Origin of the sequence: Kitasatospora sp. NPDC056138 (assembly GCF_042264695.1) — a bacterium.
Lineage (GTDB): Bacteria > Actinomycetota > Actinomycetes > Streptomycetales > Streptomycetaceae > Kitasatospora.
The window spans coordinates 32,477-56,157 of the sequence record NZ_JBHJVK010000020.1 but is presented as its reverse complement, the minus strand read 5'-3'; the positions used below and the strand labels follow the sequence as shown (position 1 = coordinate 56,157).

The window sequence follows — 23,681 nt, the reverse complement described above, 5'->3', positions numbered from 1 at the left end:
GCACCTCGACACCGGACACCGGGCGCGCCACCGTCACTCCGATCCGCGCAGCACGCCCCAGGTGTGGTGGACACACCTGACTCCGCCGTGGATCCGGACGGTGAACCCGCGCTCCCGGGCCCCCGTGCACAGCAGCCCGTCCCAGCCCATCGTCTCCTCCCAGTCGAACAGCACCGGTGCCTGAGAGACGACGGCGTTGGCCCACACGGTGCAGGCGCCGCCGACGCAGCCCACGTCGAGCGGCTCGTGCGGCAGTTCCTCCCACGGGATCGGCGCGCCCCAGCCGCCCTCGGGCACGGCCTTGCCCCCGCAGACGTAGCGCCCCTCGACCCGGTCCCAGGCCGCGGAGACCGCCGCGAGCGGCGTGCCGCCCGGGCGCGAGTACTCCTCGACGAGCCGGCGCACGGCGTCGGCCGGCGGGTCGATGTCGTCCTCGAGCGTCAGGATCAGGTCCTCCTTGATCCTCGGCAGGACCGAGGCGTAGAGGCGGGCCACGTGCAGGTTCCGCTCCCGCTTCAGGTACCACTCGTCCGGCGACGGCTGGTAGACGGTGCCGTCGACGGTGAAGTCGAGGTGTTCGAGCCCGCGGGCGGCCTGGATCCCGACGCTCGCGGCCCGCAGCCGCTCGGTGAACTCCGGGTCGCGGCTGTTGTCCACCACGTAGAGCGAGGTCCGGGCGGGCAGCTCGGCCTTCAGCAGCACCTCCTCCCACTTGGAAAAGGTGCTCTCACGCCCGGCGTGCAGCGAGACGACGGCCAGCGACCGCTTCTGCCAGGCGTCGGCCGTGGCGTCGGCCTCCGGCCGCGGCGGCTGCGGTGCCGCGAAGCTGACGGCGCGCCAGCCGGCGGCGGTCAGATCCAGGCAGAGCGCGTGGTCGAGCGAGGCGGGCCCGTCGCACCGCTCCGGCCACCAGCCCACCAGCTCGGCGGCGGCACGCCGCCAGACCGAGGCCGGCTCGATGCCGTCGGCCACCCGCAGCGCCCAGTAGTCCCGCTCAGCGTCCTCGCCGCCGGGCGACAGCACCGCGACGTCGGACAGCGCGGAGCGCACGGCCTGCTGAGCGGCCGCGAGCAGACCCGCCGGGACGACCGCGTCGACGAACACCGCCCAGCGGGCTTCGGTCGCGGCCCAGCCCGCGGTGCGGGCCTGCGCCCGGCCCGGCCAGTCGCCGGCCAGCACCGTCCAGCCTTCGGGCGCCTCGCGGGGGGCGGCCGCGCCGAAGCCGAGCAGGACCCGCTCGGCGGGCGCCGGAACCTGGGCGTCGACCGAGGCCAGCACCGCGCCGAGCCCGCCGGGACCACCGGCGTCCGCCGTGACGATGACGGCGATCTCGGGGGCCGTGGTCACGCCGCGCTCACCCCGTGGTCGGAGAGCACCTTGGCCAGGGCGTCGATGCAGTCCTGGATGTCCTCGGGCTCGGCCGCCGGGTGGACGGGCAGGCAGAACGCCGTGCTCGCGCACAGGTCGGAGTTCGGGCAGGTCTCGTTGGAGGGGTTGCCCGCGAATATGGGCTGGCGGGTGAGCGGGATCGGGTAGCGGCGCTGCGCGGGGATCCCCGCCTGCTGCAGCTCGGAGACCAGCGTGACGACGTCGAGGACGGACGGGTCGGTGGTGAGCCGCAGGGTGTACTTCCACGGCGCGGCCACCCCGCCGGGCACGACCTTCGGCAGCGAGAGGCCGGGCAGCTGCGCGAGGCCTTCGTCGAGCAGGGCGCCGTTGCGGCGGCGCGCGGCGACGAAGCCGTCGAGCCGGCCCAGCTGCACGAGACCGACGGCCGCCTGCGGCGAGGTCAGCCGGTAGTTGTAGCCGACCACGGCGTGGTGGAACAGCCCGGGGCCGGCCGGCACCAGGCCGTGGTCCCGCAGCGTGCGCAGCGCGGCGGCCAGCTCCGCGTCCGCCGTCAGCAGGGCTCCGCCCTCGCCTCCGGTCGTCATCGTCTTGTCCTGCCAGAAGCTGAAGCAGCCGACGTCGCCGACCGAGCCGACCCGGCGGCCGTCGATCTCGGCGCCGTGGCCCTGGGCGGTGTCCTCGATGAGCTTGATCCCGTGTCGGCGCGCCATCTCCGCCAGCTGCCCGACCGGCGCCGGGTAGCCGTTGAGGTGCACGGCGATGACGGCCTTGGTGCGCTCACTGATCTTGGCCTCGGCGTCGGCCGGGTCGATGCAGTAGGTGTCCGGGTCGATGTCCACGAAGACGGGGGTGGCGCCGAGGTAGGCCAGGGGCGAGGCGGACCCCACGAAGGTGTAGGCCGGCACCAGGACCTCGTCGCCCGGGCCGATGCCCAGGGCCGCGAGCGCGAGGTGGATGGCGCTGGTGCCGTTGTTCACGGCGATCGCGTGCGGCACCGAATGCCACTGCGCGTAAGCCTCTTCGAACTCGGCGACGTGACGGCCGGAGTTCTGCGAGAGCTCGTTGGTCAGCAGGACGGCGGCGGCGGCGTCGACCTCCTGCGGGCCCAGCTGAGGCCAGGACGGGAAGTTCTTCGTACGTACGGCGGACACGTCTCTCCCAGCGGGTTCGAAGGTGAGGAGGGCCCGGTTCGCAGCCGGCTCCGTCCCGGCCGCTGAGCTTAGGCACGGGCACTGGTGACGGAGTGAATGCCGTCTGTCGGCGGCATTCAGAACACGGTCAGAGCTTGATCACTGGACTTCCCTAGCGTTCTCGCCAGACATCCGAGAGATTGGCGGCTTCGTGGAGCAGGGACTTGCGCCGGTGCCGGAGGGCCCGCGGCGGCCTTACCGGGACCAGTGGGAAGCGGCGGTCGCCGAGGCCTACGCGGACGAGCTCGGCCTCGCCGACGTCACGATCGACACCGCGTTCAGCACATCCGGCGACGACGGGGCGGCCGACCGCATCGCCGACCGGCTGTTCGAGACGACCCGGACCCGGCTGCCCCGGGCCGAACTCACCGCCCGCGACACCGTCGAACGGGTCGCCGCGTACCTGCGCGAGCGCGCGCCGTCCGACCGCTGCCTCCAACTGCCGGCCGACTTCGATCCGCACGCTCCCTCGCTGTTCTACTTCCACTCCGCCTCCGGCACGGCGATGGCCGTCAGGACGCTGCGCTCGGTCCTGCCGGTGCAGTCGGTCGGCGTGCGCGCCGCCGGTCTGGAGGGCGAACGCGAGGTGCCCCGCAGCATCGAGGAGTTCGCCTCGATCTACCTGGAGGAGCTGCTGCGGCTGCCGGCGGAGCAGCCGTACCTGCTGTGCGGCTTCTCGACCGGTGGCGCGATCGCGTTCGAGGTCGCCTGCCGACTGCTGGCGGCGGGCCGGCGCGTCGCGATGCTCGCCCTCATCGACAGCCAGCCGCCGGACCCCTCGCTCGCCGCAGGGGTGTCCTCGGAGGAGGTGCTGATCGGCGGCAGGCTGCAGGAGCTGCTCCGCCGGATCGGCGTCGACGTGCCCTACACCATCACGGTCGGGGACGCGGGCGTCGTCAGCAGCCTCAAGGAGGCCCGCGTGCTCGCGGAGACGGTCGGACCGGAGGTCCTGCGGCGCCAGCTGGAGGTCTTCGCCCGCACCCTGCGCGCCGACCGGTTCTACCACCCCGGCTACTACGCCGGAGACCTGCACTACTTCAACGCCCACATCGCCGACGACCTGGTCGGCAACTGGGAGCCCCACGCCCGGCGCGTCATCCGCCACCGCGTCGAGGCCGACCACCACGAGTACTCGATCTTCCCCGACCCGGGATTCCGCACCGCGTTCGTGGACGCGGTCCGCGGCGCCTTGACAGAAAGGCCGTGACAGGCATGAGCGAGAGCACTCTGCCCGCGCAGCAGCGGCTGAGCAGCCACGTCGAGTGGACCGAGGCCCGCGTGGAGAACCGCGAGCTGAACCTCCGTGAGTTCGAGCAGCGGGCGACCCTCCTGCGCAGCCTGCCCCGGGTGCTGTTCGTCGAGCTGACCGAGAACTGCAACCTCTCCTGCCCGATGTGCCGCTCGGCCGGCAAGTTCGACCGCTCCCGCAACATGAGCCAGGAGCTGTTCGACCGGATCGCGGGCGAGCTGTTCCCCACCGCCGAGATCGTGGACCTGCGCGGCTGGGGCGAGAGCACGATTCTCAAGAACTTCCCCCGGTTCGTCGACCAGACCCTCGACTACGGCTGCCGGGTCCGCATGGTGACCAACCTGACGGCGTTCCACGAGGCGACCTGGCGCAAGCTCGTGCGTTCCGGCGCCCTGATCTCGGTGTCCTTCGACGCCGGCGAGCGCGAGACCTTCGGGCAGGTCCGCCGCGGCGCCGACATGGACGTGGTGCTGCGCAACCTGGAGGTGCTGGTCGACGAGGCACACGCCAGCGGGGTGGGCACCGGCAACATCCACCTCAACGTGACCGTGCAGCCCGCGGCGCTCGACGAGCTGACCACCATCGCCAAGCACGCGGCCCGGCTCGGCATCGGCATGCACCTCAGCCCGATCACCCTCCCGGACGGGCATCCGGACCAGCTGGTGCACCACCGTCCCGAGGTGGTCCGCGCGCTCGCCGAACTGGCGGAGGTGGCCGAGGCGACCGCGGTGGACGTGCAGCTCAACACGGCGCTGGACGAGCTGTGGGCCGACGACGGCGCGGCAAACAAGACCTGCACGCACCCGTGGATGTACCTGTACGTCAACTACCGCGGCGGCGTGGGCTTCTGCGACCACCTGATCGGCTCGCCCGCGGAGCACCACCTGGTCGGCGATCTGAACACCGCAGGCCCGCGCGAGATCTGGAACAACGAGCAGTACCTGTCGTTGCGCGCCCAGCACGCCGCCGGCCGCGAGCACATCGACCCGAAGTTCGAGGACTGCCGGTGGTGCTACCGCAACCGCTACCTGGACTTCGACCACGAGTCGTACCAACCGTACGAGCAGCACCGGACGCGGCTGACCCGCTCCCTGTGCGCGTCCTTCGTGCCCGGTCCGGCGATCGCGCCGCCGACGAGCCGGCTGCTGCCGTTGTCCGTCCGCCCGGCGCCCGCCGCCGAGGGGGACCGGTGACGGCGCCTCGGGACACGGACGAGCGCTCCCACCTGCTTCCGCTGGAGGGCTCCGACTGGGCCGTGTGGCGGGACGTCGTGCTGCGCGGCGCCGGCTTCCCGGTGACCGAGGCGGGCCGGCTCTCGGCGCCCGGCCTGGCGCAGGCCGCCGGTCTGCCGGACCAGGAGTTCGACGAGCTGTGGAAGGCGGAGCTCGAACGGCTGGCGGACTCGCTGCGCGAGGTGGCGGCCGACCCGCGCTTCCGCGAGGCCGTCGCCTGGCAGAACCCCGCCGCGGTGCGCAGCGCCGTGGACAAGGTCGGCCGCCCGGCCGAGCCGGGCCGCACCACGGAGCTCAAGCACCTGCAGCTCGTCGCCAACTACCTGCAGCGGTACACGGTCAAGAACGACACCATCGGCTTCTTCGGCCCGGCAGCCTGGGGCCGGCTGACCGAGTCCGACCGGCCGATGGACTGTGCCGGCGGGCCCGGCCTGCTCGCCGACCGCACGGTCTACTTCGAGAACTGGGCGATCGACACGCTCGCCCGGCGGCTGTCCGACCGGCCCGGCATGCGTCCGTGGCTGCGGCCGGTGCTCTCCGGCGGGGTGTTCGTGGACGACGACCGGCTGCTGCGCCCCTACCGGGACCCCGTCGAGCCGCCGCCCGGCGTCCTCGCCCTGCTCCGGCTGTGCGACGGATCGCGGACCCTCGTCGAGCTGGCCGCGCAGCGCGGCACCTCGACGGTCGACTCGGTCGTCGAGGAGCTGCGGCCGTGGCTGGACGACGGCGTGGTGCGGATGGACCTGAGCGGTCCGGTCGAGGCGCGTCCCGAACGGGCGCTGCGGGAGCGGCTCGCCCTGGTAGGCGACCGGGAGCCGCGCGAGAGCGCGCTCGCCGCGCTCGACGAGCTGGAGCGCGGCCGGGACGCGGTCGCCGCGGCGGCCGGCCGGCCGGACCGGCTGATGGCCGCCACCGCGGCGCTGGACGAGGCGTTCCGGCGGATCACCGGCAGCGACGCCGTACGCCGGCACGGCGAGATGTACGCCGGGCGGACCCTGGTCTACGAGGACACCCGGCGCGACGTGGAGCTGGAGATCGGACGGCCGGTGCAGGCGGCGATCGGCGGGCCGCTCGGCCTGATGGCCGACAGCGCCCGGTGGTTCGCCGCCCGCGCCGGCCACAACTACCTGGACCTGTTCGGCTCCCTGCTCGACCGGCACAGCCGCGCCACCGGCCGCGACCGCCTTCCGCTGTCCCAGTTGCTGGGGATGGCCACCCGGCAGCTGACCACCCGCAGCGGGCCGCCGGAGCCGGTGGCGGACGCGGTGTCCCGGTTGCAGGCCAAGTGGGCGCGGATCCTCGACGTACCGGACGGCGCGCGGCGCCACGAACCGACCGTCGAGTCGATCCGGGACGCCGTCCGCCGGGAGTTCCCCGCGACCGCCCCGCTGTGGTCCGCGGCGCGGCACCACTCCCCCGACCTGATGATCGCCGCGGCCGGGCTGGACGCGGTGCGCCGTGGGGAGTTCACGGCGGTGATGGGCGAGCTGCACCTGGCCACGAACACGCTGGAGGCCCGCCCCTTCGTGGAGCGGCACGCGGACGTCGGCCGGCTGCTCGAAGCCGCGGAGCGCGACCACGCCGGCCGCCGCTGGTACTCGGTGCCCAGCAAGGACTCGCCGCTGGTCAACTCCCGCAGCTACCCGGCCGCGCTGCTCTCGCCGCACTTCCGGTACTGGTGCCTGCACGACAGCGACACCGGCGCGCCCGGCCCGGTGCTCCCGTCCGCCGCCCTGGAGGTGTGCCGCGAGGACGGGCGCCTGGTGGTGGTCTCGAAGACCGGCGAGGGCCCGTGGGACCTGCTGGAGGTGCTCGCCGAACAGGTGTCCGCCGCGATCGTGGGCGCGTTCCGCCCGATGGCGCCGGCCCGGCACCTGCCGCGGATCTCGATCGGCCGGCTGGTGGTCCAACGGGAGACCTGGAGCTTCGAGCCGGCCGAGCTGGAGTGGGCGTTCGCCAGGACCGCGGCCCGGCGGTTCCGGGCGGCGCAGGAGTTCCGGGCGGCGCACGACATGCCCGTGCGGACGTTCTCCCGCGTGCACACCGAGCGCAAGCCGACCCTGACCGACTTCAGCAGCGTCCTGATGCTCGAACAGACCGCGCGCGCGGTGCGCCGGGCGGCGGCGGACACCGCCGGACGCCGGAGCGTGACGATCTCGGAGATGCTGCCGGACCTCGGGCAGACCTGGCTGACCGACGCCGCCGGCGCGCCGTACACGGCCGAGCTCCGGATGGTGCTCGTCGACCCGCTCGCCGCCGAGGGGGCCCGGCTGTGACCCCGGCGGCCATCGAGGCGTCCGGGCTCGGCCGGTCGTTCACCGTGGCGGAACGGGACGCCGGGCTGCGCTCGGCGGTCGGCGTCCTGGTCCGCCGGCGCAAGCAGCAGGTGCACGCCCTCCAGGGCGTGGACATCCGCGTCGAGCCGGGAGAGATCGTCGGCGTCCTCGGCGCGAACGGAGCGGGCAAGACCACCCTGCTCAAACTGCTCTCCGGCCTGCTCCACCCCTCGGCGGGGTCGGTGCGCGTGCTCGGCCACGACCCGGCCCGGCGCGAGCCGGCCTACCTGCGCCGCATGGCGCTGGTCATGGGTAACCGGTACCAGCTGCAGTGGGATCTGCCCGCCGTCGACTCCTTCGAGCTCAACCGGGCGATCTACCGGATCCCGCGCGAGCGGTTCCGGCGGACCAGGGACGAACTGGTCGACCTGCTGGACCTCGGCGACCTGGTGCGCAAGCCGGTACGCAACCTCTCACTAGGCGAGCGGATGAAGATGGAGCTGGTCGGCTCGCTGCTGCACCGGCCGGAGATGCTGTTCCTGGACGAGCCGACCCTCGGCCTGGACGTCGCCATGCAGCGGCGGATCCGGTCATTCGTCGCCGAGTACAACCGGACCGGGTCCGCGACCGTGCTGCTGACCAGCCACTACATGGCCGACATCGAGGCGCTCTGCCGACGGGTCGTGGTGGTGCACTGCGGCCGGGTGCTCTACGACGGAGACCTGTCGCGGCTCGGCGAGCGCTTCGCCGCGCACCGCGACATCGAGGTGACGCCGACCGGTCCCGACGTGGACCTGAGCGGGTTCGGCGAGTGCCGGCCCGCCTCCGCCGGGCGGCTGCGGGTGCGGGTCGAGGCGGCGCGGGTGCCGGAGGTGACGACCCGACTGCTGGCCGGAGGCGAGGTCACCGACCTCACGGTGACGCGGCCCGCGATCGAGGACGTCATCGAGCACATCTTCACCTCCGACGCGGTCGACCTGCGGGCCGACGGCGCCCCGGCCCCGGCGGCAACGCCGTGACGGCCTGGGAGGTGGCGGGCCGCGTGCGGGCGCTGGGCGCCTTCTACGCGGCCGCAGGCCGGCAGTCGATGACCCAGCAGCTGACCTACCGCGCCAGCAGCCTGCTGCTGATGACCGGCATGCTCGTCGAGCCGGTGATCTACCTGGTCGTGTGGTCGGCGATCGCCCGCTCCCAGGGCGGATCCGTCGACGGGTACACGCCCGGCACCCTGGCGGCCTACTACATCACCTGGACCCTGGTGCGGAACATGAACGTCGGCTACGCACCGGCCGGGTTCGAGCACCGGATCACCACCGGCCGGATGTCGGGCCGGATGCTGCTGCCGATCCATCCGATCCACTACGACCTGGCCGGCTTCGGCGGGGCCAAGATCGTCTGGATCGCCCAGTGGCTCCCCGTCGCCGCCGTGCTCGTGCTGCTGTTCCACCCGACGGCGCATCCGACCCCGGCCGGCGTGCTGGTATTCCTGGTGTCGATCTGGGCGGCGTTCGTGATCCGCTCGCTGTTCCTGTGGCTGATCGGGCTGATCACGTTCTGGACCACCAGGGCGAGCGCGCTGTTCGAGCTCTACCTCCTGTTCGAGCTGCTGCTGTCCGGGCGGCTGGTGCCGCTCGCACTGCTGCCGGGGTGGATGCGGAGCGCGGCCGGGTGGTTCCCGTTCGAGTGGACGTTCAGCTTCCCGATCGACGCGCTGATCGCCCCCGGCCCGGCCCCGCGGCTGCTGGCAGGGCTGGGCGTCCAGGCGCTGTGGATCGGCGTCGGAGCGCTGCTCGTGGCGGTGGTCTGGCGGCGCGCCGTGCGCCGGTTCACGGGGGTGGGCGCGTGAACCTGCGACTGGCCGCGCTCCACCTGCGCCTGCTGCTGCTCAACGAGCTGCAGTACCGGGCGAACTTCCTGCTGCGCATCGTCACCTCCGTGCTGTCCCTGGGCACCACGGTGATCACCCTGGCCCTGGTCTTCCGCCAGGTCCAGCGGCTGGACGGCTGGGACCTGGACCAGCTGGTGGTCCTGGCCGGCGTCTACACCACGCTCAGCGGCTTCACCCAGATGCTGGTGATGCCCAACGCACTGGCCCTGCTGACGGACATTCAGGAGGGCACCCTCGACGCGGTGCTGCTCAAGCCCGCCGGCGCCCTGCTGACCGTCAGCGTCCGCTCGTCGAAGGTGTGGCAGGGGCTGGACGTGGCGATCGGCCTGGCCACGACGGCGACCGGTGCGGCGCTCTCCGGCGGTGTGAGCCTGTCGGCGGTCCCGGTCTTCGCCGTCACGCTGCTGTGCGGGGCCGCGCTGATCTACAGCTTCCTGATGTCGATCGCCATCAGCGCGTTCTGGTTCGTGAAGCTGGACAACGTCGCCGAGCTGTTCTCGGGCCTGTTCCAGGCGGCCCGCTGGCCGGTCGGCCTCTACCCCGGGTGGATGCGGATCGGACTCACCGTCCTGATCCCGATCGGCCTGGCCGTCACCCTGCCCGCCGAAGTCCTCACCTCTCGGGCCACCGGGGCGGGCCCGGCCGCGCTGGCCGCCTTCGCCGCCGCCGGCCTCGCCTTCACCCGGTTCCTGTGGCGGCGCGGTCTGCGGCGCTACTCGGGTGCCTCAGCCTAAAACCTCGTACGGAGATCCTGTGGACATCAGCCTCTTCTATTTCGCCGACGACGCGTCGCGCACCGACAAGGGACGCTACGACCTGCTGCTCGACGGGGCCCGGCTGGCCGACGACGCGGGTCTGCACGCGGTGTGGACACCGGAGCGGCACTTCCATCCCTTCGGGGGTCTCTACGCCAACCCGGCGGTCACCGGCGCGGCGGTCGCAGCCGTCACCCGCCGGGTCGGGGTGCGGGCCGGGAGCGTCGTGCTGCCGCTGCACGATCCGATCCGCGTCGCGGAGGAGTGGGCCATGGTGGACAACCTCTCGAACGGGCGCGCCGCGATCGCCTTCGCGTCCGGCTGGCACGCGGTGGACTTCGCCCTGACCCCCGAACCCGAGACCGCCTACCGGGAGCGCAAGACCACGCTGGCGCAGCACATCGAGGTGGTGCGCAGGCTGTGGGCCGGCGAGGAGGTCAGCCGACTGGACGGCGGCGGCGAGCGGGTCGGCGTCCGGATCTACCCCGCACCCGTGCAGCCGGAGCTGCCGTTCTGGATCACCAGCTCCGGCCGCCCGGACACCTTCCGACTGGCCGGCGAACTGGGCGGCAACCTGCTGACCCACCTGCTCGGCCAGCGCCCGGACGTGCTGCGGCGGAACATCGCGCTCTACCGGGAGACGCTGGCCGCCCGGCACGGAAGCTCGGCGCGCGGCCGGGTCACGCTGATGCTGCACACCCTGCTCGGCCGCTCCGACGCCGAGGTGCTGGAGCTGATCCGGGAGCCGTTCAGCGGCTACCTGGCCAGCTCCCTGGACCTGACCGGCACGTCCGGGCCGACCGTCGAAGGCATCGACGAGTTGACCGAGGCGGACCGCCGAGCCCTGCTGCGCCGGGCCTTCGACCGCTACTCGCGCGACAGCGGCCTGTTCGGGTCCCCCGACACCGCGCGCCGCACCCTGCGGTCCTTCGAGGACATGGGGGTCGACGAGGTGGCCTGCCTGATCGACTTCGGCGTCGAGCCCGAGGCCGTGCTGAGCGGCCTGCACCGGATCGCCGACCTGGCCCGTGAGAACGCCTGAGTTCCCGACCGAGAAACGAGAAGACCGATGACACTGCACGAACTCGTCGCCGCCGCGGCTCGGCGCGACCCGCAGGCGCCGGCGGTGATCACCTCGCACCGCACGCTCAGCTACGCCGAGCTGGACGGCCTGGCCGAGGCCGTGGCCGGACGGCTGCGCGGATCGGTGCGCCCCGAAGAACTGGTCGCCGTGGCCCTGGACAAGGGCTGGGAGCAGATCGTCGCGGTCCTGGGCGTCTTGAAGGCCGGGGCGGCCTACCTGCCGCTCTCCACCGACCTGCCCGAAGCCCGGCTCCGGCAGCTGGTGGAGCTCGGCCGCTGCTCCCACGTGCTCACGCAGGCCTCGCTGCTGACCTCCGCGGCCTGGCCGGCGGACGCCGCCGTCTCCACCCTGGAGGGCCTCGTCCCCGCGCCGGCCGGACCGGCCGCGGGCACCCGGGACAGCCTGGCCTACGTCATGTTCACCTCGGGCTCGACCGGCACGCCCAAGGGCGTGATGGTGGAGCACGGCGGCGTCGCGGACACCGTGCTGGAGATAAACCGGCGCTTCGGCGTCGGGCCACGGGACAGGTCCCTCGCGCTGACCTCGCTCAGCTTCGACCTGTCGGTCTACGAGATCTTCGGCCCGCTGGCCGCCGGCGGCGCGGTCGTCGTACCGGACCCGGAGCGTGCGGGCGACCCGGCGCACTGGGCCGAGCTGATGGAGCAGCACGGGGTCAGCCTCTGGCACACGGTGCCGGCGCTGCTGGAGATGCTCGTGTCCTGGCTGGGCGAATCCGGCACGCCGGCGCCCGGGCCGCTGCGCCTCGCGGTGCTCAGCGGCGACTGGATCCCGGTGGGCCTGCCGGACCGGGTGCGCGACCGGTACCCCGCGGCCCGCGTGGTGAGCATGGGCGGCGCGACCGAGACGTCGATCAACTCCCTCGTCTACGAGATCGGCGACGTCGACCCGTCCTGGACCAGCATCCCCTACGGCGACCCGCTGCCGGGCGAGGGCTTCCTCCTGCTCGACGACGCGCTCGCGCCGGTCCCGGCCGGGACGGCCGGCGAGCTCTGCATCACCGGCACCGGCCTCGCCCGGGGCTACTGGGACGACCCGCGGCAGACCGAGGCCGCGTTCGTCCGGCACCCCGGGCTCGGCGTGCGCATGTACCGCACCGGTGACCGGGCCCGGGTCCGCCCCGACGGCACGCTGGAGTTCCTCGGGCGGAGCGACCTGCAGGTCAAGATCCACGGATTCCGGGTCGAGCTCGGCGAGATCGAGGCCGCGCTGCGCGGCGCCGCCGGCGTCGACCAGGCGGTCGCCGTCGCGCTCGGCCCGAGGACGGCGCTCGACCGCGTCGTCGCCTTCGTCACCCCCGGCCCGCACGCCGCGCCCGACGAGGCGGCGGTCACCGCCGAGCTCGCCGCACGGCTGCCCGGCCACCTCGTCCCGCAGCGGATCCACGTGGTCGCGGACCTCCCGCTGACCACGAACGGGAAGGTCGACCGGGCCGCGCTCGCCGCGACGGCCGCCGCGACGGGCGGCCCGGACGCCGAGCCGCCACGGCCCGGTACCGAGCAGCAGCTCGCCGACATCCTCACCGAACTGCTCGGCCGCCCCGTCGCGGACCGCTCGGCCGACTTCTTCGCGCTCGGCGGCAACTCGCTGCTGTCCGTCCAGTTCGTCACGCGGCTGCGCCGGCGGCTCGGGCTCGACGTCCCGCTGGGCCTGCCGCTGCGGCGGCGCACGATCGCCGGGATGGCCGAGGCGCTCGCGGACCTGCCCGCCGTGCGCGAGGCCGCGGAGCCGAGGCTGGCGCCGCGCGCCGGCGCCGGGGCGGCACCGGTCTCCTTCGGCCAGGAACAGGTGATCTTCCTCGATCAGCTGGCCGGGGGCGACCGCGCCTACCACTTCCAGTGCGTCATCCGCTTCCGCGGCGAGCTCCGGCCGGACCTCGTCCAGCGGGCCCTCACCGAGGTCACCCGGCGGCACGAGATCCTGCGCACCACCTTCCACCTCACCGAGAGCGGCCCGATCCAGGTGGTGCACGATCCGGCCGAGGTGCCGCTGCACGAGCTCGATCTGCGCGGCGTCCCGGACGCCGACCGCGAAGCGGCGCTGACCGCCGCGCTCCGCGCCGAGTTCGACCGCGACTTCGACCTCGCCACCGGCCCGCTGGCCGTGTGGACCCTGATCCGGCTGGCGCAGGACGACTGGGCCCTGGTCGAGACCGAGCACCACCTGGTGCACGACGGCTGGTCGGTCTCGGTGTTCTGGCGGGAGATCGGCGAGCTCTACTCGGCGTGGGCGGACGGGCGCGAACCCGAACTCGCCGACCTGCCGGTCCAGTTCTCCGACTACGCCGCCTGGCAGCGGGAGCGCTACGCCGTCCGGCGCGGGCAGGTGCTTCCGTACTGGACGAGCCGGCTGGCCGGCTCGGGCACCTTCGACCTGGCCGTGAGCCGGCCGCGCCCGCCCAAGCAGACCTTCCGCGGCGCGGCGATCCGGGTCGCGGTGCCCGACGACCTCTACGCCCGGCTGCGCGCGTGCGGGCGGGCGGAGGGCGTGTCGCTGTTCGTCGTCATGTTCGCCGGGTTCGCCGTGCTGATGAACCGTTACAGCGGGGCCCGCGACCTGACCATCGGCTCCTGGCTGGCGAACCGCGACACCCCGGAGACCGAGAACCTGCTCGGCATGCTGGTCAACATGGTCGGCATGCGGCTGAAGCTGGACGAGGAGCTGTCCTTCCAGGAGCTGCTCGGCCGGACCCGCGACGCCGTGCTGGAGGCGCTGGCGCACGGCGAGGCCCCCTTCGAGGACGTCGTCCGCTCGTTGGACCTGCCGCGCGACCCGAGCCGGAACGCGCTGGTGCAGACCTGCTTCAGCTTCCACGACTCGCCGGTGCCGTCGTTCGACTGGCCGGGGGCGCGGGGCGCGCTGGTCGAGCACAACAACGGCAGCGCCAAGTTCGACCTCAACATCGTCGTCATCCCCCGGGCCGAGCAGCTGCGCCGGGCGGGCGACCCGGGCGAGCGGGAGAAGCTCGCCCTGATGTGGGAGTTCAACACCGACCTGATCGACCAGGACGCGGCGCAGCGCATGGTCGACCACTACCTGCGGCTGCTGAGCTCGGCGGTGGACGATCCGGGCGCGGCGGTCGACGCCCTGGACATGCTCGTGCCCGAGGACCGCACGGCCATCGCCGCCTCGGGCGGTGCCGCGCGGGACTTCCCGGCCGAGGACGACGCCGTCGCGCTCATCGCGCGCCAGGCCGCCGCGCGCCCCGATGCCCCGGCGGTCACGGCGGGCGGCCGGACGCTGACCTACGCCGAACTCCGGGCCCGGGCCGACGGGCTGGCCGGCCGGCTGGCCGCGCTCGGCATCGGCCCCGGCCACCGGGTCGGCCTGTGCGTCGACCGCTCCGTCGCCGCCGTGGTCGGACTGCTGGGCGTGCTGCAGACCGGCGCCGCCTTCGTGCCGCTGGACCACCGGCACCCCGCGGCCCGAAACGAATACGTGCTGGACGACGCGGACGTCAAGGTCATCGTGACCACTCCGGAGCTCGGCGGCCTGTTCCCCGGCCGTCACCGGGAGTTCGTCAACGGCACACCCGGACCGACACCCGAGTACGCCGCCGACCCCGGGAGCGAGGCGTACGTGCTCTACACCTCGGGCTCGACCGGCCGGCCCAAGGGCGTTCGAGTCCCGCGGCGCGCGCTGGCCGGGCTGCTGGCCTCGATGCGGGACCGGATCGGCTTCACCGAGGCCGACACGCTGCTGGCCGTGACCACGCTGGCCTTCGACATCTCGCTGCTGGAGCTGCTGCTCCCGCTCGTGTCCGGCGGCCAGGTGGTCATCGCCGACGAGAGGTCGACCTCGGACGGGGAGGCGCTGGTCGGCCTGCTGGCCCGGCACTCGGCGACGGTCATGCAGGCGACCCCACTGACCTGGCGCATGCTGGTGGCCGCGAAGTGGTGGCCGGCCAACCGGTTCACCGCGCTGTGCGGCGGCGAGGCGATGCCCGCGGACCTGGCGGCGGAGCTGGTCGAACGGGCCGCCGTGTGCTGGAACCTGTACGGCCCCACCGAGACCACCATCTGGTCGACGGCGTACCGGCTCGACGGCGGCGAGTCGCCGGTGCCGATCGGCACGCCGCTGGCCAACACCCTGGCCCGCGTCCTCGACGACCGGCTGCGGCCGGTGCCGCCGGGCCTGCCGGGCCAGCTCTACCTGGGCGGTACCGGCGTCGCCGACGGCTACACCGCCGCCGGACTCACCGAGGAGCGCTTCACCGCCCTGCCCGGCGAGGACGGCCGGTTCTACCGGACCGGCGACGTGGTGCGGCTGCGGACCGACGGCGGGCTCGAGTTCCTGCACCGCGCGGACCGGCAGCTGAAGCTGCGGGGCTACCGGATCGAGCCGACCGAGATCGAGCAGGTGCTGCTCGCCCACCCGGCCGTGGCGGACTGTGCCGTCGAGCCGAAGGGCGACCCGGCCAGGCTGATCGGCTACGTCGTCAAGGCCGACGCCTCCGTGACGTCCGCCGAGCTGACCGAGCACCTCGCGGCCGCGCTGCCCGCCTACATGGTGCCGCAGGCACTCGTCGACCTGGACCGGCTGCCGCTGTCGCCGAGCGGCAAGCTGGACCGGGCGGCGCTGCCGGAGCCCGGCCCGTCGGCCGGGACCGCGGACCCGGCCGACCGCGCCCCGCTGACCGGGCCCGAGCAGGAGGTGGCCGCGCTCTGGTCGGAGGTGCTCGGCGGTCTCGCCGTGGGGCCCGACGACGACTTCTTCGAGATCGGCGGGCACTCCCTGCTGGCGCTGCGCCTGGTGTCCAGGGTCCGGGCGAAGCTGGGCAGCGCGATCACCGTGGACACGGTGTTCGACTTCCCGACGGTGCGGTCGATGACGGCCGAGCTGGGCCGGACGGGCCGGTGAGCACCCCGCAGGCATTCGCCCCCACGCCGGCCGCCGCGGCCTACGTGGGCGAAAGGTTCGGGCTGGCCGGCTCCGCGCTCGCCGCGGAGCCGGCGGCCCGCGGGCTGTGCGGCCGGATCTGGGAGCTGACGGCCGCCGGCACCCGGTACGCGCTCAAGGAGCTGTTCTGGGACGACGACCAGGACGAGCAGCAGATCCGTGGCCGGGTCCGGTTCGAGACGGCGGCGCGGGCCGCCGGGGTCGGGTGCCCGCAGAGCCTGCCCACCGTGGACGGCGACTACCTCTGCCGGCTTCCCCCGGCACTCGGCGACGTCTACGTCCGGCTCTACAGCTGGATCGACGGCAGGCCCCTGACTCCCGCGGACCATGCCACCGAGCACGCCGCCGACTGGCTCGGCGACCGCCTGGCCCGGCTGCACCGGCTGGGTCTGCGGGACCCGGACGCCGGTGCGCCGGACAGCAGGTTCGAGCGCGTGCCGACCGCGGATCAGTGGCAGGAGCTGCTCGACGCGCTGCGCGCACAGCGCGTCGAGTGGGCCGACGGGCTCGAACGGCTGATGCCCGCGGTCGGGGAGCTGTCCGAGCTCGTCGTCCCCTTGGACCGGGACGCCCTGGTCATGTGCCACCTCGATCTCACGCCCGCGAACGTGATGCGTGAGCGCACCGGCGGGTTCGTGCTCGTCGACTGGGACAACGCCGGACCGGGCTCGGCCGACCACGAGCTCGCCGCGGCCCTGATGGCCTGGCACGCGCCCGACGGCCGGGCGCGGACGGACCGCGTCGCCGCCACGGCGGCCGCGTACGCACGGGCTGGCGGCCCCGGCCGCGTCGGGGACCTGTCGTGCTTCTCCGGGTACCTGGGCACGGTCCTCAACAACCTGTACACGCAGGCGTCGGTCGCGATCGCGGCGGACGCGCACGAAGAACACCGAGAGCTCGCGAGGACCAAGGTCCGGCAGGTGATGGCGAACCTGCCCAGCCGGTCCGCACTCGAACAAGTCGGCCTGAACGCCGAGAACCGATGAGAGGGACACAGCGATGACGATGAAGTACGGGAAGATCGCCGGCGTGGACCGTGAGGTCTCGCGCATCACGCTCGGCACGTCCGGCATGCGGACGTACGAGAAGGCCGCACCCCTGCTGGAGCACTTCTTCGGGCAGGGCGGCAATCTCCTGGACACGGCCTTCGCCTACGGCGGCGGCGTGTGCGAGGAGGTCCTCGGCACGTGGCTGGCCCGCAACACGCCGGACGAGCCGCCGGTGATCATCGCCAAGGGGGCGCACCCGCCGAAGTGCGCGCCCGAGACGATCACCGAAGAGCTCTCGATCTCCTTGGAGCGCCTGGGCGTCCAGTGTGTGGACGTGTACCTGCTGCACCGCGACGACGAGCAGGTCCCGGTCGGCGAATGGGTGGACGCGCTGGAGGCCGAGGTCCGCGCCGGCCGGATCGGCGCCTACGGCGGTTCCAACTGGCGACGGGCCCGCGTCGAGGAGGCCACCGCGTACGCGCGTTCCACGGGCGGGCAGGGCTTCGCCGCGGTGAGCAACCACTTCGCGCTGGCGAAGATGGCCGAGCCGCTGTACCCGGGGTGCATCGCCGCCGATGAGGACGACCTCGCCTGGTTCGCCCGGAATGACGTGGCACTGATCCCCTGGTCCAGTCAGGCGCGCGGGTTCTTCTCCAGCGTCGACCCCGGCCTGCTCGACCCGAACATGGTGCGCTGCTGGGACACGCCGGCCAACCGCGGCCGCCGCGAGCGCGCCGAGCGGCTGGCCGCGCGGCGCGGCGTCGAGACGATCAACGTCGCCCTCGCCTACGTGCTGGCGCACCCGGCGGCCTTCCCCATCATCGGGCCCCGCGACCCGGCCGAGGCCGCGATCGCGCTCGGCGCCCTGAACATCGAGCTCGACGCCGCCGCGCTCGCCGAGCTGAACGGCGACGGGCGGCTGGGCTGAGCCCACCGGCCGGACAGGGAGGAATACGATGACGAGTCGGGAAGTACTGCCGAGCCTGGTCGGCGACGTCTCGGACTTCTACGCGAAACACTGGCGCACCGCTCCGGCGGTGTTCAGGCCGCGGGAGCGGGAGCAGGCGCCCGACTCGACGGGCCCGATCGGATCGCCCAGCCCGATCAGCCTGCGGGAGGTCGACGACGCGATCGATTCGGGACTGCTGCGCGTGCCCTACGTGGAAATGGTGCGCAAGTCCACGCCGATCGACGCAGGCGACTACACGAAGGCCCGCACCGTCAACAACGTGCTCGCCGAGGGCTTCGCGGACGCCGAGGGCATCAGGCGCATGATGGACGACGGCGTGACCCTGCTGCTGCGCAATGTGGAGCACTGGCACATGGCCACCCGCGAGGCCGCCACGCTGCTCGAACGGCAGCTCGGGCACCGCGTCGAGGCGTTCCTGTTCGCGACCCCGCCCGGCGAGCAGGGTCTGCCCGTACACCGCGACGACGCCGACGTGCTGCTGGTGCAGATCCAGGGCGGCAAGCGCTGGAAGGTCTACGACGGACCGCGCAACACCGCCTGGTCACCGGGCCGGGCCGGCAACGTGGGCCCGGCGCTGCTGGCGGAGGTCGTGCGCGAGGGCGAGGTGCTCTACATCCCGCGCGGATACGCACACGAGGCGGTCGGAGAGCAGGACGAGCTGTCCGTGCACCTGTCGTTCACGATCCGGGAGGTCGGCCGGTCCGAGCTGTATTCGGCGTTGGAGCGCCTGTTGCTGGACGGGATGTCGCTCAACCACCGCCCCCGCACCGAGCAGGAGCTGCTGGACGACGCCGAGCACCTGCTGGACCGGTTCCGTGCCGGGGCCGACCGCCTCACCGCCGCCGATGTCCTCGCCGAGGCACGCCGGGCGGAGGCCATCGGCGGTGAACCCGCCCGATCCGCGCTGGCCAGGCGCACAGGTGGGACGCCTTCGTGACGCCGGCACGAACGCCTTGAAGCCCCTGCGGATCCGGCGGCGTGTTCAATTCGGACGGCGTCCACCCATCGAGGCGGAGCCCACCGCGGCGATCGGCGCGGCACCGTTCCAGCGCACCCCGGAGCGCACGCCGTCCGGACGGCGCGGCCGGGACTTCCCGGTCACCGCCGGGGAGACGATGTGGTGGTTGACCCAGGCCTCGAACTCGGCGATCTCGGCGTCCAGCAGTGCCTGGTTGATCCGGCGGCGCCGCTGCGGCAGGGACGGCGAGAACCTGCTTCACGATGCCCGTTGTGCTGGTTCAACTACCGGGACACGTCGAGCGACTGGAGCGCCGACTCGCCGCTCCAGGAGGCTCCGGAGCCCACCGGCCCCAACCGGTCGCGGGTCGTGCAGTTGACCGTTGGATCCGCATTCCGCTGTTGTTGACCCGCGGCGATCGCCTCGCGAGCCGGAACGCCCGGCTCGCGGGCTGCGCGCTGCCGTCACGATCCGCCGGAATGTCCGACGAGTACCGGCATTCGTACGCCGGTTCCACTGCCGGAATTTCGACGTGCTGGACGTCACTGCATTTCGTAGCATTACGCCGTCGTCACCCGAGGGCCGTGTGCGACCATATTTTCTGAATTCGCAGGCGCCTCTCGTCAGTGGGTTGACAGCACAGAGGCCCTTCCTTTCGAGTGGAGGCAGTTTCCGTAGTCGCCGCACCGGCGGTGGATCGATTCATTTATGTTGGAATTCGGCAGTCGGCGCCGTGATCAGTTCCCGCGCCGAGGTGAACCGGACAAGTCATCCGCTCTTGAATATTTTCCGAGCGTCGCTCTGGGGGGTTGTGCGCACGATGAGCTCCCGTACAAATATTGATTTGGTCGCGGTCGGCCTGGGCTATGTGGGCCTACCGCTGGCCCGTGGGGCCGCTCGGGCGGGCCTGCGGGTGGCAGGCTTGGACCTGAGCCGTCCGGTGGTGGACGGGCTCAACGCGGGGCGCTCCCACGTCGATGACATTTCCGACGCCGACGTGGCGGCGATGCTGGACCACGGGTTCAGGGCCACCACCGAGGCCTCGGTGATCGCCAGCGCGAAGGCGGTGGTGATCTGCGTGCCGACGCCGTTGACCGAGCTTGGGGCTCCCGACCTGTCCGCGGTGAACAGCGCGGTCGCCATGGTGGCCGATCACCTGCGAGCCGGGACGCTGGTGGTGCTGGAGTCGACGACTTACCCGGGCACGACCGATGACGTCGTCCGGCCGGCGCTGGAGGCCGGCGGACTGCGCGTCGGGATCGACTTCCACCTCGCTTTCTCCCCCGAGCGCATCGACCCGGGAAATCCCGACTTCGGACTCGAGAACACCCCCAAGGTGGTCGGGGGGTGCACTCCGGAATGTACGAAGTCCGCCCGCCGGCTCTACGAGCATTTCGTCGGGGAGGTGGTGGAGGCCAAGAGCCCGCGGGAAGCAGAGATGGCGAAACTCCTTGAGAACACCTACCGGCACGTCAACATCGCGCTGGTCAACGAGATGGCCATGTTCTGCCGTGAGATCGGCGTCGACCTGTGGGACGCCATACGCTGCGCCTCGACAAAGCCGTTCGGATTCGCCCCGTTCTATCCCGGGCCCGGCGTGGGCGGCCACTGCATTCCCATCGACCCGAATTACCTCTCCTACAAAGTCCGGTCGCTGGGTATTCCGTTCCGGTTCGTCGAGCTGGCGCAGGAGATCAACCAGCGGATGCCGGTGCACGTCGTCCAGCGGTCGGTCGATCTGCTGAACGGCCGGGGCAAGGCGATGAACGGCTCTCGGGTGCTGCTGCTGGGTGTCACCTACAAGCCCGACATCTCCGACCAGCGCGAGACGCCGGCCACCGCGCTCGTGCTCGAACTGCGACGACGCGGGGCCGACGTCCGGTACTACGATCCCAAGGTCGCGACCTGGGGCGTGGCCGGAACACCGGTGGAGCGGGTGACGGACTACCTGGCCGACGCCGAGACGGCCGACCTCACGATCCTGCTACAGCCCCACAGCGACATCGACGTCATCAAGCTCGCCGATCGCGCAGATCTGCTCTTCGACACGCGGGGGAAGACCCTCGGGCACCCGCGAGCGGTGCAGCTGTGACCATCCCACACGACCAGACGTGTCACACGTGCTCCTGCGGGGCAACGGTGTGGTTGACCGGTCTGCCGAGCGCCGGCACGTCCACTACTGCAGCTCCTCCTCCCCGCGCAGGCGGGTGTCCGCGCTCTTTGAAACGTGACCCCCTAACCTGCGCGTTGCATCCGGGGCCGCATCCGGATCATGATCGGAAATACGAAAGTGCCTTCTGAGCTGCAACGATGAGGCTTGTCTAAGGTCCCAGTCGTACCAGCAGGAAGGCACTTTCTGCGTGCACACTACCCGGTCACGCCCCAAGCTCGTCGTCAGTGCCGACGGGCACGGGGTGGTCAACCACGTCGGCTCGCGTCTGCTGGCGGATCTGGCCGACGCCACCTCACTGACCAGCGCCTTCAGCGACGCCCTACACCGGCTGCGACCGCGCGGGACCGGGCACGATCCCGGCCGCGTCGCGGTGGACCTGGCGGTGATCCTCGCCGACGGAGGCGAGGCGATCCGGGACTTGGCCGTGCTGCGTGACCAGCGGGACGTGTTCGGCCCGGTCGCCTCCACCCCGACCGCCTGGCGCGTCCTGGCAGGCATCGACACCAACAACCTGAACGCGCTACGGGCAGCCCGGGCCGCTGCCCGCGAGGTCGCCTGGCTGCAGGCCGCCGAGACCAGGGACGGGATACCGCCGGCCCGCGCCGCAGGACGTCAACTGCCCGGCCTGGTCCTGGACATCGACGCCACCCTGGTCACCTGCCACTCCGAGAAGGAAGAAGCGGCCGCCACCTACACGCGCGGCTTCGGCTACCACCCGATGCTCTGCTTCCTGGACAACACCGGCGAAGCCCTGGCCAGCGTCCTGCGACCCGGCAACGCCGGAGCGAACACCGCGGCTGACCACATCACGGTCGTCGATGCGGCCCTCGCGCAGATTCCCGACGCCCACCGCCACGGCACCCCGGTCCTCATCCGCGCCGACAGCGCCGGCAGCGCCAAAGCCTTCCTCGCCCATCTACGCGCCCTACGGCAGCGGGGCATCCAGACCACCTTCTCCGTCGGACACGCCGTCACCGAACAGGTCCGCAAGGCTATCCGGGTCCTACCCGACCAGGTCTGGCACCCGGCCCTGGAACAGGACGGCACCCTTCGCACCGGCGCCGAAGTCGCCGAGCTGACCGGCCAGGTCGACCTCACCGGATACCCGGACGGCACCCGCATCATCGTCCGCCGCGAGCGTCCCCACCCAGGCGCCCAGCTGTCCCTGTTCGACCAGGACGAAGGCATGCGCCACCAAGTCTTCCTCACCGACACGCCCGTCGCCGGCGGCGGCTCGACCCAGTACCTGGAGGTCCGCCACCGCGCTCACGCCCGAGTCGAGGACCACATCCGCTGCGGCAAGACCACCGGCTTCGGTCGCTTCCCCTCCCGCCACTTCGCCATCAACCAGGCCTGGCTGGAGCTGTCCCTGACCGCCATCGACCTGCTCGTCTGGGCCCGGATCCTGCTGCTGGACGGCGAGTTGGCCACCGCCGAGCCCAAGAGACTCCGCTACCGCCTCCTGCACGCTGCCGCCCGGATCACGCGCGGAGCGCGCCGCCTACACCTGCGGATCGCCGCCACCTGGCCCTGGCGCCACGAACTGACCGCGGCGTTCAGCCACCTGGTGGTACTACCCCGACCGGCCACCTGACAGACCAAGCCGCCCTTGACCACCACGACACGAGGACCCAGGAGCACCCGGCCATCGCGTCGGGCCCTCGGCATACCCAACGCCTGACGGCAGCCCCGCGACCTCCGATACGGGGATCCCCCCAGATCAGCCGACGCGAACCGAAACACGGAGGCTAGGAATTGGCTCTGGCCGCAGTTCCGTGACGGGCCGCTGCGGAGGTCGCTACCCGGCAGCCACGACCTGGCCGGCCGTGACCTGGGGAGCATTGGGGAGCAGTGGCGCGAGGTCGTCCCGCACGAAGTCCGCCGCCCTCTGGATCGATTCCTCGGCCCCGGCTCGGTCTTCAAAGACGCTGGTAGACACCATCACTCCGTCCCCGGCGTCAACCCAGTAATAGGCCACGAATCCGGGAACCTGGCGAAGGAGGGGCACGAATCCCTCGGCCACTCGGCGTCCTGCCTCCGCCGGATCGGTCACCCCTTCGTACCGCCGTACTGCTGCGTACACGCTGGCCTCCTCATGGGTCCCGGGGACATCTCGTGCGAGACGACGTACCCCTCACCGGACGTCTCTCGCTCACGAGATGTCCGGAAGACACCTGAATAGCCGCATGGGCAGCCACGGCCGGCTCCGGGCCCGGGACGAAGCGAGGCTTCACGGAATTACGGCCAGAGCCCTATTGCCCTCTATGGGAGGCCACTACAAGGACTCCTCGCCCGGTTCATAGGGCCAGCCGAACCGACGTGCAGCCCGCTCTCGATCGGGTTGCGTCCAGAATTCTCATCACCCACGGCCTGACGCTAACCCAGGATGCCAACTCGGCGAGGAAGACGAGTGGAGCGTCATTCCATCAACTGCCGCGTCCACCGGACCGGAGTGCCGGTCCCCGCCGACGCCCATGCCTATCTCTGCGGCCCGCTGCCGTTCATGCGCGCCGTCCGCAGTTCACTCCTCGACCACGGCCTGCCCGCCTCGGCCGTCGCGTACGAGGTGTTCGGCCCCGACCTCTGGCTCAGCCAGGACTGAACCGCTCCCCGAACGCCCGCCGCACCGGCACTCCCGGTCCGGCGGGCG

Annotated in this window: 15 protein-coding genes and 1 pseudogene; 14 read left to right on the top strand and 2 right to left on the bottom strand. The window is 72.4% G+C overall.

The window, feature by feature from the left end; all coding sequences use genetic code 11:
• Window positions 1–33: 33 nt before the first annotated feature.
• Window positions 34–1,347: a hypothetical protein gene (locus ACFC1R_RS15205; RefSeq protein ID WP_375938513.1), complete on the bottom strand. Its 1,314-nt coding sequence runs from the start codon at window positions 1,345–1,347 to the stop codon at window positions 34–36.
• The gene (locus ACFC1R_RS15200; RefSeq protein WP_375938511.1) at window positions 1,344–2,501 is read right to left on the bottom strand and encodes a DegT/DnrJ/EryC1/StrS family aminotransferase; all 1,158 of its coding nucleotides are present in this window, start codon (window positions 2,499–2,501) and stop codon (window positions 1,344–1,346) included. Before ACFC1R_RS15200 ends, ACFC1R_RS15205 begins: the two co-directional genes overlap by 4 nt.
• 211 nt (window positions 2,502–2,712) lie before the next feature.
• Here ACFC1R_RS15200 and ACFC1R_RS15195 point away from each other — a divergent pair, with 211 nt between their 5' ends.
• The 14 genes and pseudogenes from ACFC1R_RS15195 to ACFC1R_RS15130 form a co-directional block, all read left to right on the top strand.
• Complete coding sequence (locus ACFC1R_RS15195) at window positions 2,713–3,747, top strand: thioesterase domain-containing protein (protein WP_375938508.1); 1,035 nt, start codon at window positions 2,713–2,715, stop codon at window positions 3,745–3,747.
• A gap of 5 nt (window positions 3,748–3,752) precedes the next feature.
• Window positions 3,753–4,982 (top strand): radical SAM protein, encoded by a 1,230-nt coding sequence (locus ACFC1R_RS15190; protein ID WP_045302658.1) that lies wholly within the window; start codon window positions 3,753–3,755, stop codon window positions 4,980–4,982.
• Window positions 4,979–7,297, top strand: coding sequence for a lantibiotic dehydratase (locus ACFC1R_RS15185; RefSeq protein WP_375938504.1), 2,319 nt, complete (start codon window positions 4,979–4,981; stop codon window positions 7,295–7,297). The genes ACFC1R_RS15190 and ACFC1R_RS15185 overlap by 4 nt, the downstream gene beginning before the upstream one ends.
• Window positions 7,294–8,316, top strand: a complete 1,023-nt coding sequence (locus ACFC1R_RS15180) for an ATP-binding cassette domain-containing protein (RefSeq protein ID WP_375938501.1) — start codon at window positions 7,294–7,296, stop codon at window positions 8,314–8,316. Before ACFC1R_RS15185 ends, ACFC1R_RS15180 begins: the two co-directional genes overlap by 4 nt.
• A complete protein-coding gene (locus tag ACFC1R_RS15175; protein ID WP_375938499.1) occupies window positions 8,313–9,143 on the top strand; it encodes an ABC transporter permease in 831 nt (276 codons plus the stop codon). Before ACFC1R_RS15180 ends, ACFC1R_RS15175 begins: the two co-directional genes overlap by 4 nt.
• The gene (locus ACFC1R_RS15170) at window positions 9,140–9,919 is read left to right on the top strand and encodes an ABC transporter permease (protein ID WP_375938496.1); all 780 of its coding nucleotides are present in this window, start codon (window positions 9,140–9,142) and stop codon (window positions 9,917–9,919) included. The genes ACFC1R_RS15175 and ACFC1R_RS15170 overlap by 4 nt, the downstream gene beginning before the upstream one ends.
• Window positions 9,920–9,938: 19 nt before the next feature.
• Window positions 9,939–10,982, top strand: a complete 1,044-nt coding sequence (locus ACFC1R_RS15165; RefSeq protein ID WP_375938493.1) for a MupA/Atu3671 family FMN-dependent luciferase-like monooxygenase — start codon at window positions 9,939–9,941, stop codon at window positions 10,980–10,982.
• A 27-nt stretch (window positions 10,983–11,009) separates the two neighbouring features.
• Window positions 11,010–15,902, top strand: coding sequence for an amino acid adenylation domain-containing protein (locus ACFC1R_RS15160; RefSeq protein ID WP_375938490.1), 4,893 nt, complete (start codon window positions 11,010–11,012; stop codon window positions 15,900–15,902).
• Window positions 15,899–16,927 (top strand): phosphotransferase enzyme family protein, encoded by a 1,029-nt coding sequence (locus ACFC1R_RS15155; protein WP_375938487.1) that lies wholly within the window; start codon window positions 15,899–15,901, stop codon window positions 16,925–16,927. Before ACFC1R_RS15160 ends, ACFC1R_RS15155 begins: the two co-directional genes overlap by 4 nt.
• 13 nt (window positions 16,928–16,940) lie before the next feature.
• Window positions 16,941–17,858, top strand: a complete 918-nt coding sequence (locus ACFC1R_RS15150; protein WP_375938484.1) for an aldo/keto reductase — start codon at window positions 16,941–16,943, stop codon at window positions 17,856–17,858.
• Window positions 17,859–17,886: 28 nt separating this feature from the next.
• Window positions 17,887–18,837, top strand: a complete 951-nt coding sequence (locus tag ACFC1R_RS15145) for a JmjC domain-containing protein (protein WP_375938481.1) — start codon at window positions 17,887–17,889, stop codon at window positions 18,835–18,837.
• A gap of 841 nt (window positions 18,838–19,678) precedes the next feature.
• Window positions 19,679–20,950: a nucleotide sugar dehydrogenase gene (locus ACFC1R_RS15140; RefSeq protein WP_375938653.1), complete on the top strand. Its 1,272-nt coding sequence runs from the start codon at window positions 19,679–19,681 to the stop codon at window positions 20,948–20,950.
• A gap of 205 nt (window positions 20,951–21,155) precedes the next feature.
• Window positions 21,156–22,625 carry an IS1380 family transposase gene (locus ACFC1R_RS15135; RefSeq protein ID WP_375938650.1) on the top strand — a complete coding sequence of 490 codons (1,470 nt, stop codon included), beginning with the start codon at window positions 21,156–21,158 and terminating at the stop codon, window positions 22,623–22,625.
• Between the two features lie 855 nt (window positions 22,626–23,480).
• Window positions 23,481–23,633: pseudogene (locus ACFC1R_RS15130) on the top strand (hemin transporter); the annotation flags it as partial.
• Window positions 23,634–23,681 lie beyond the last annotated feature (48 nt).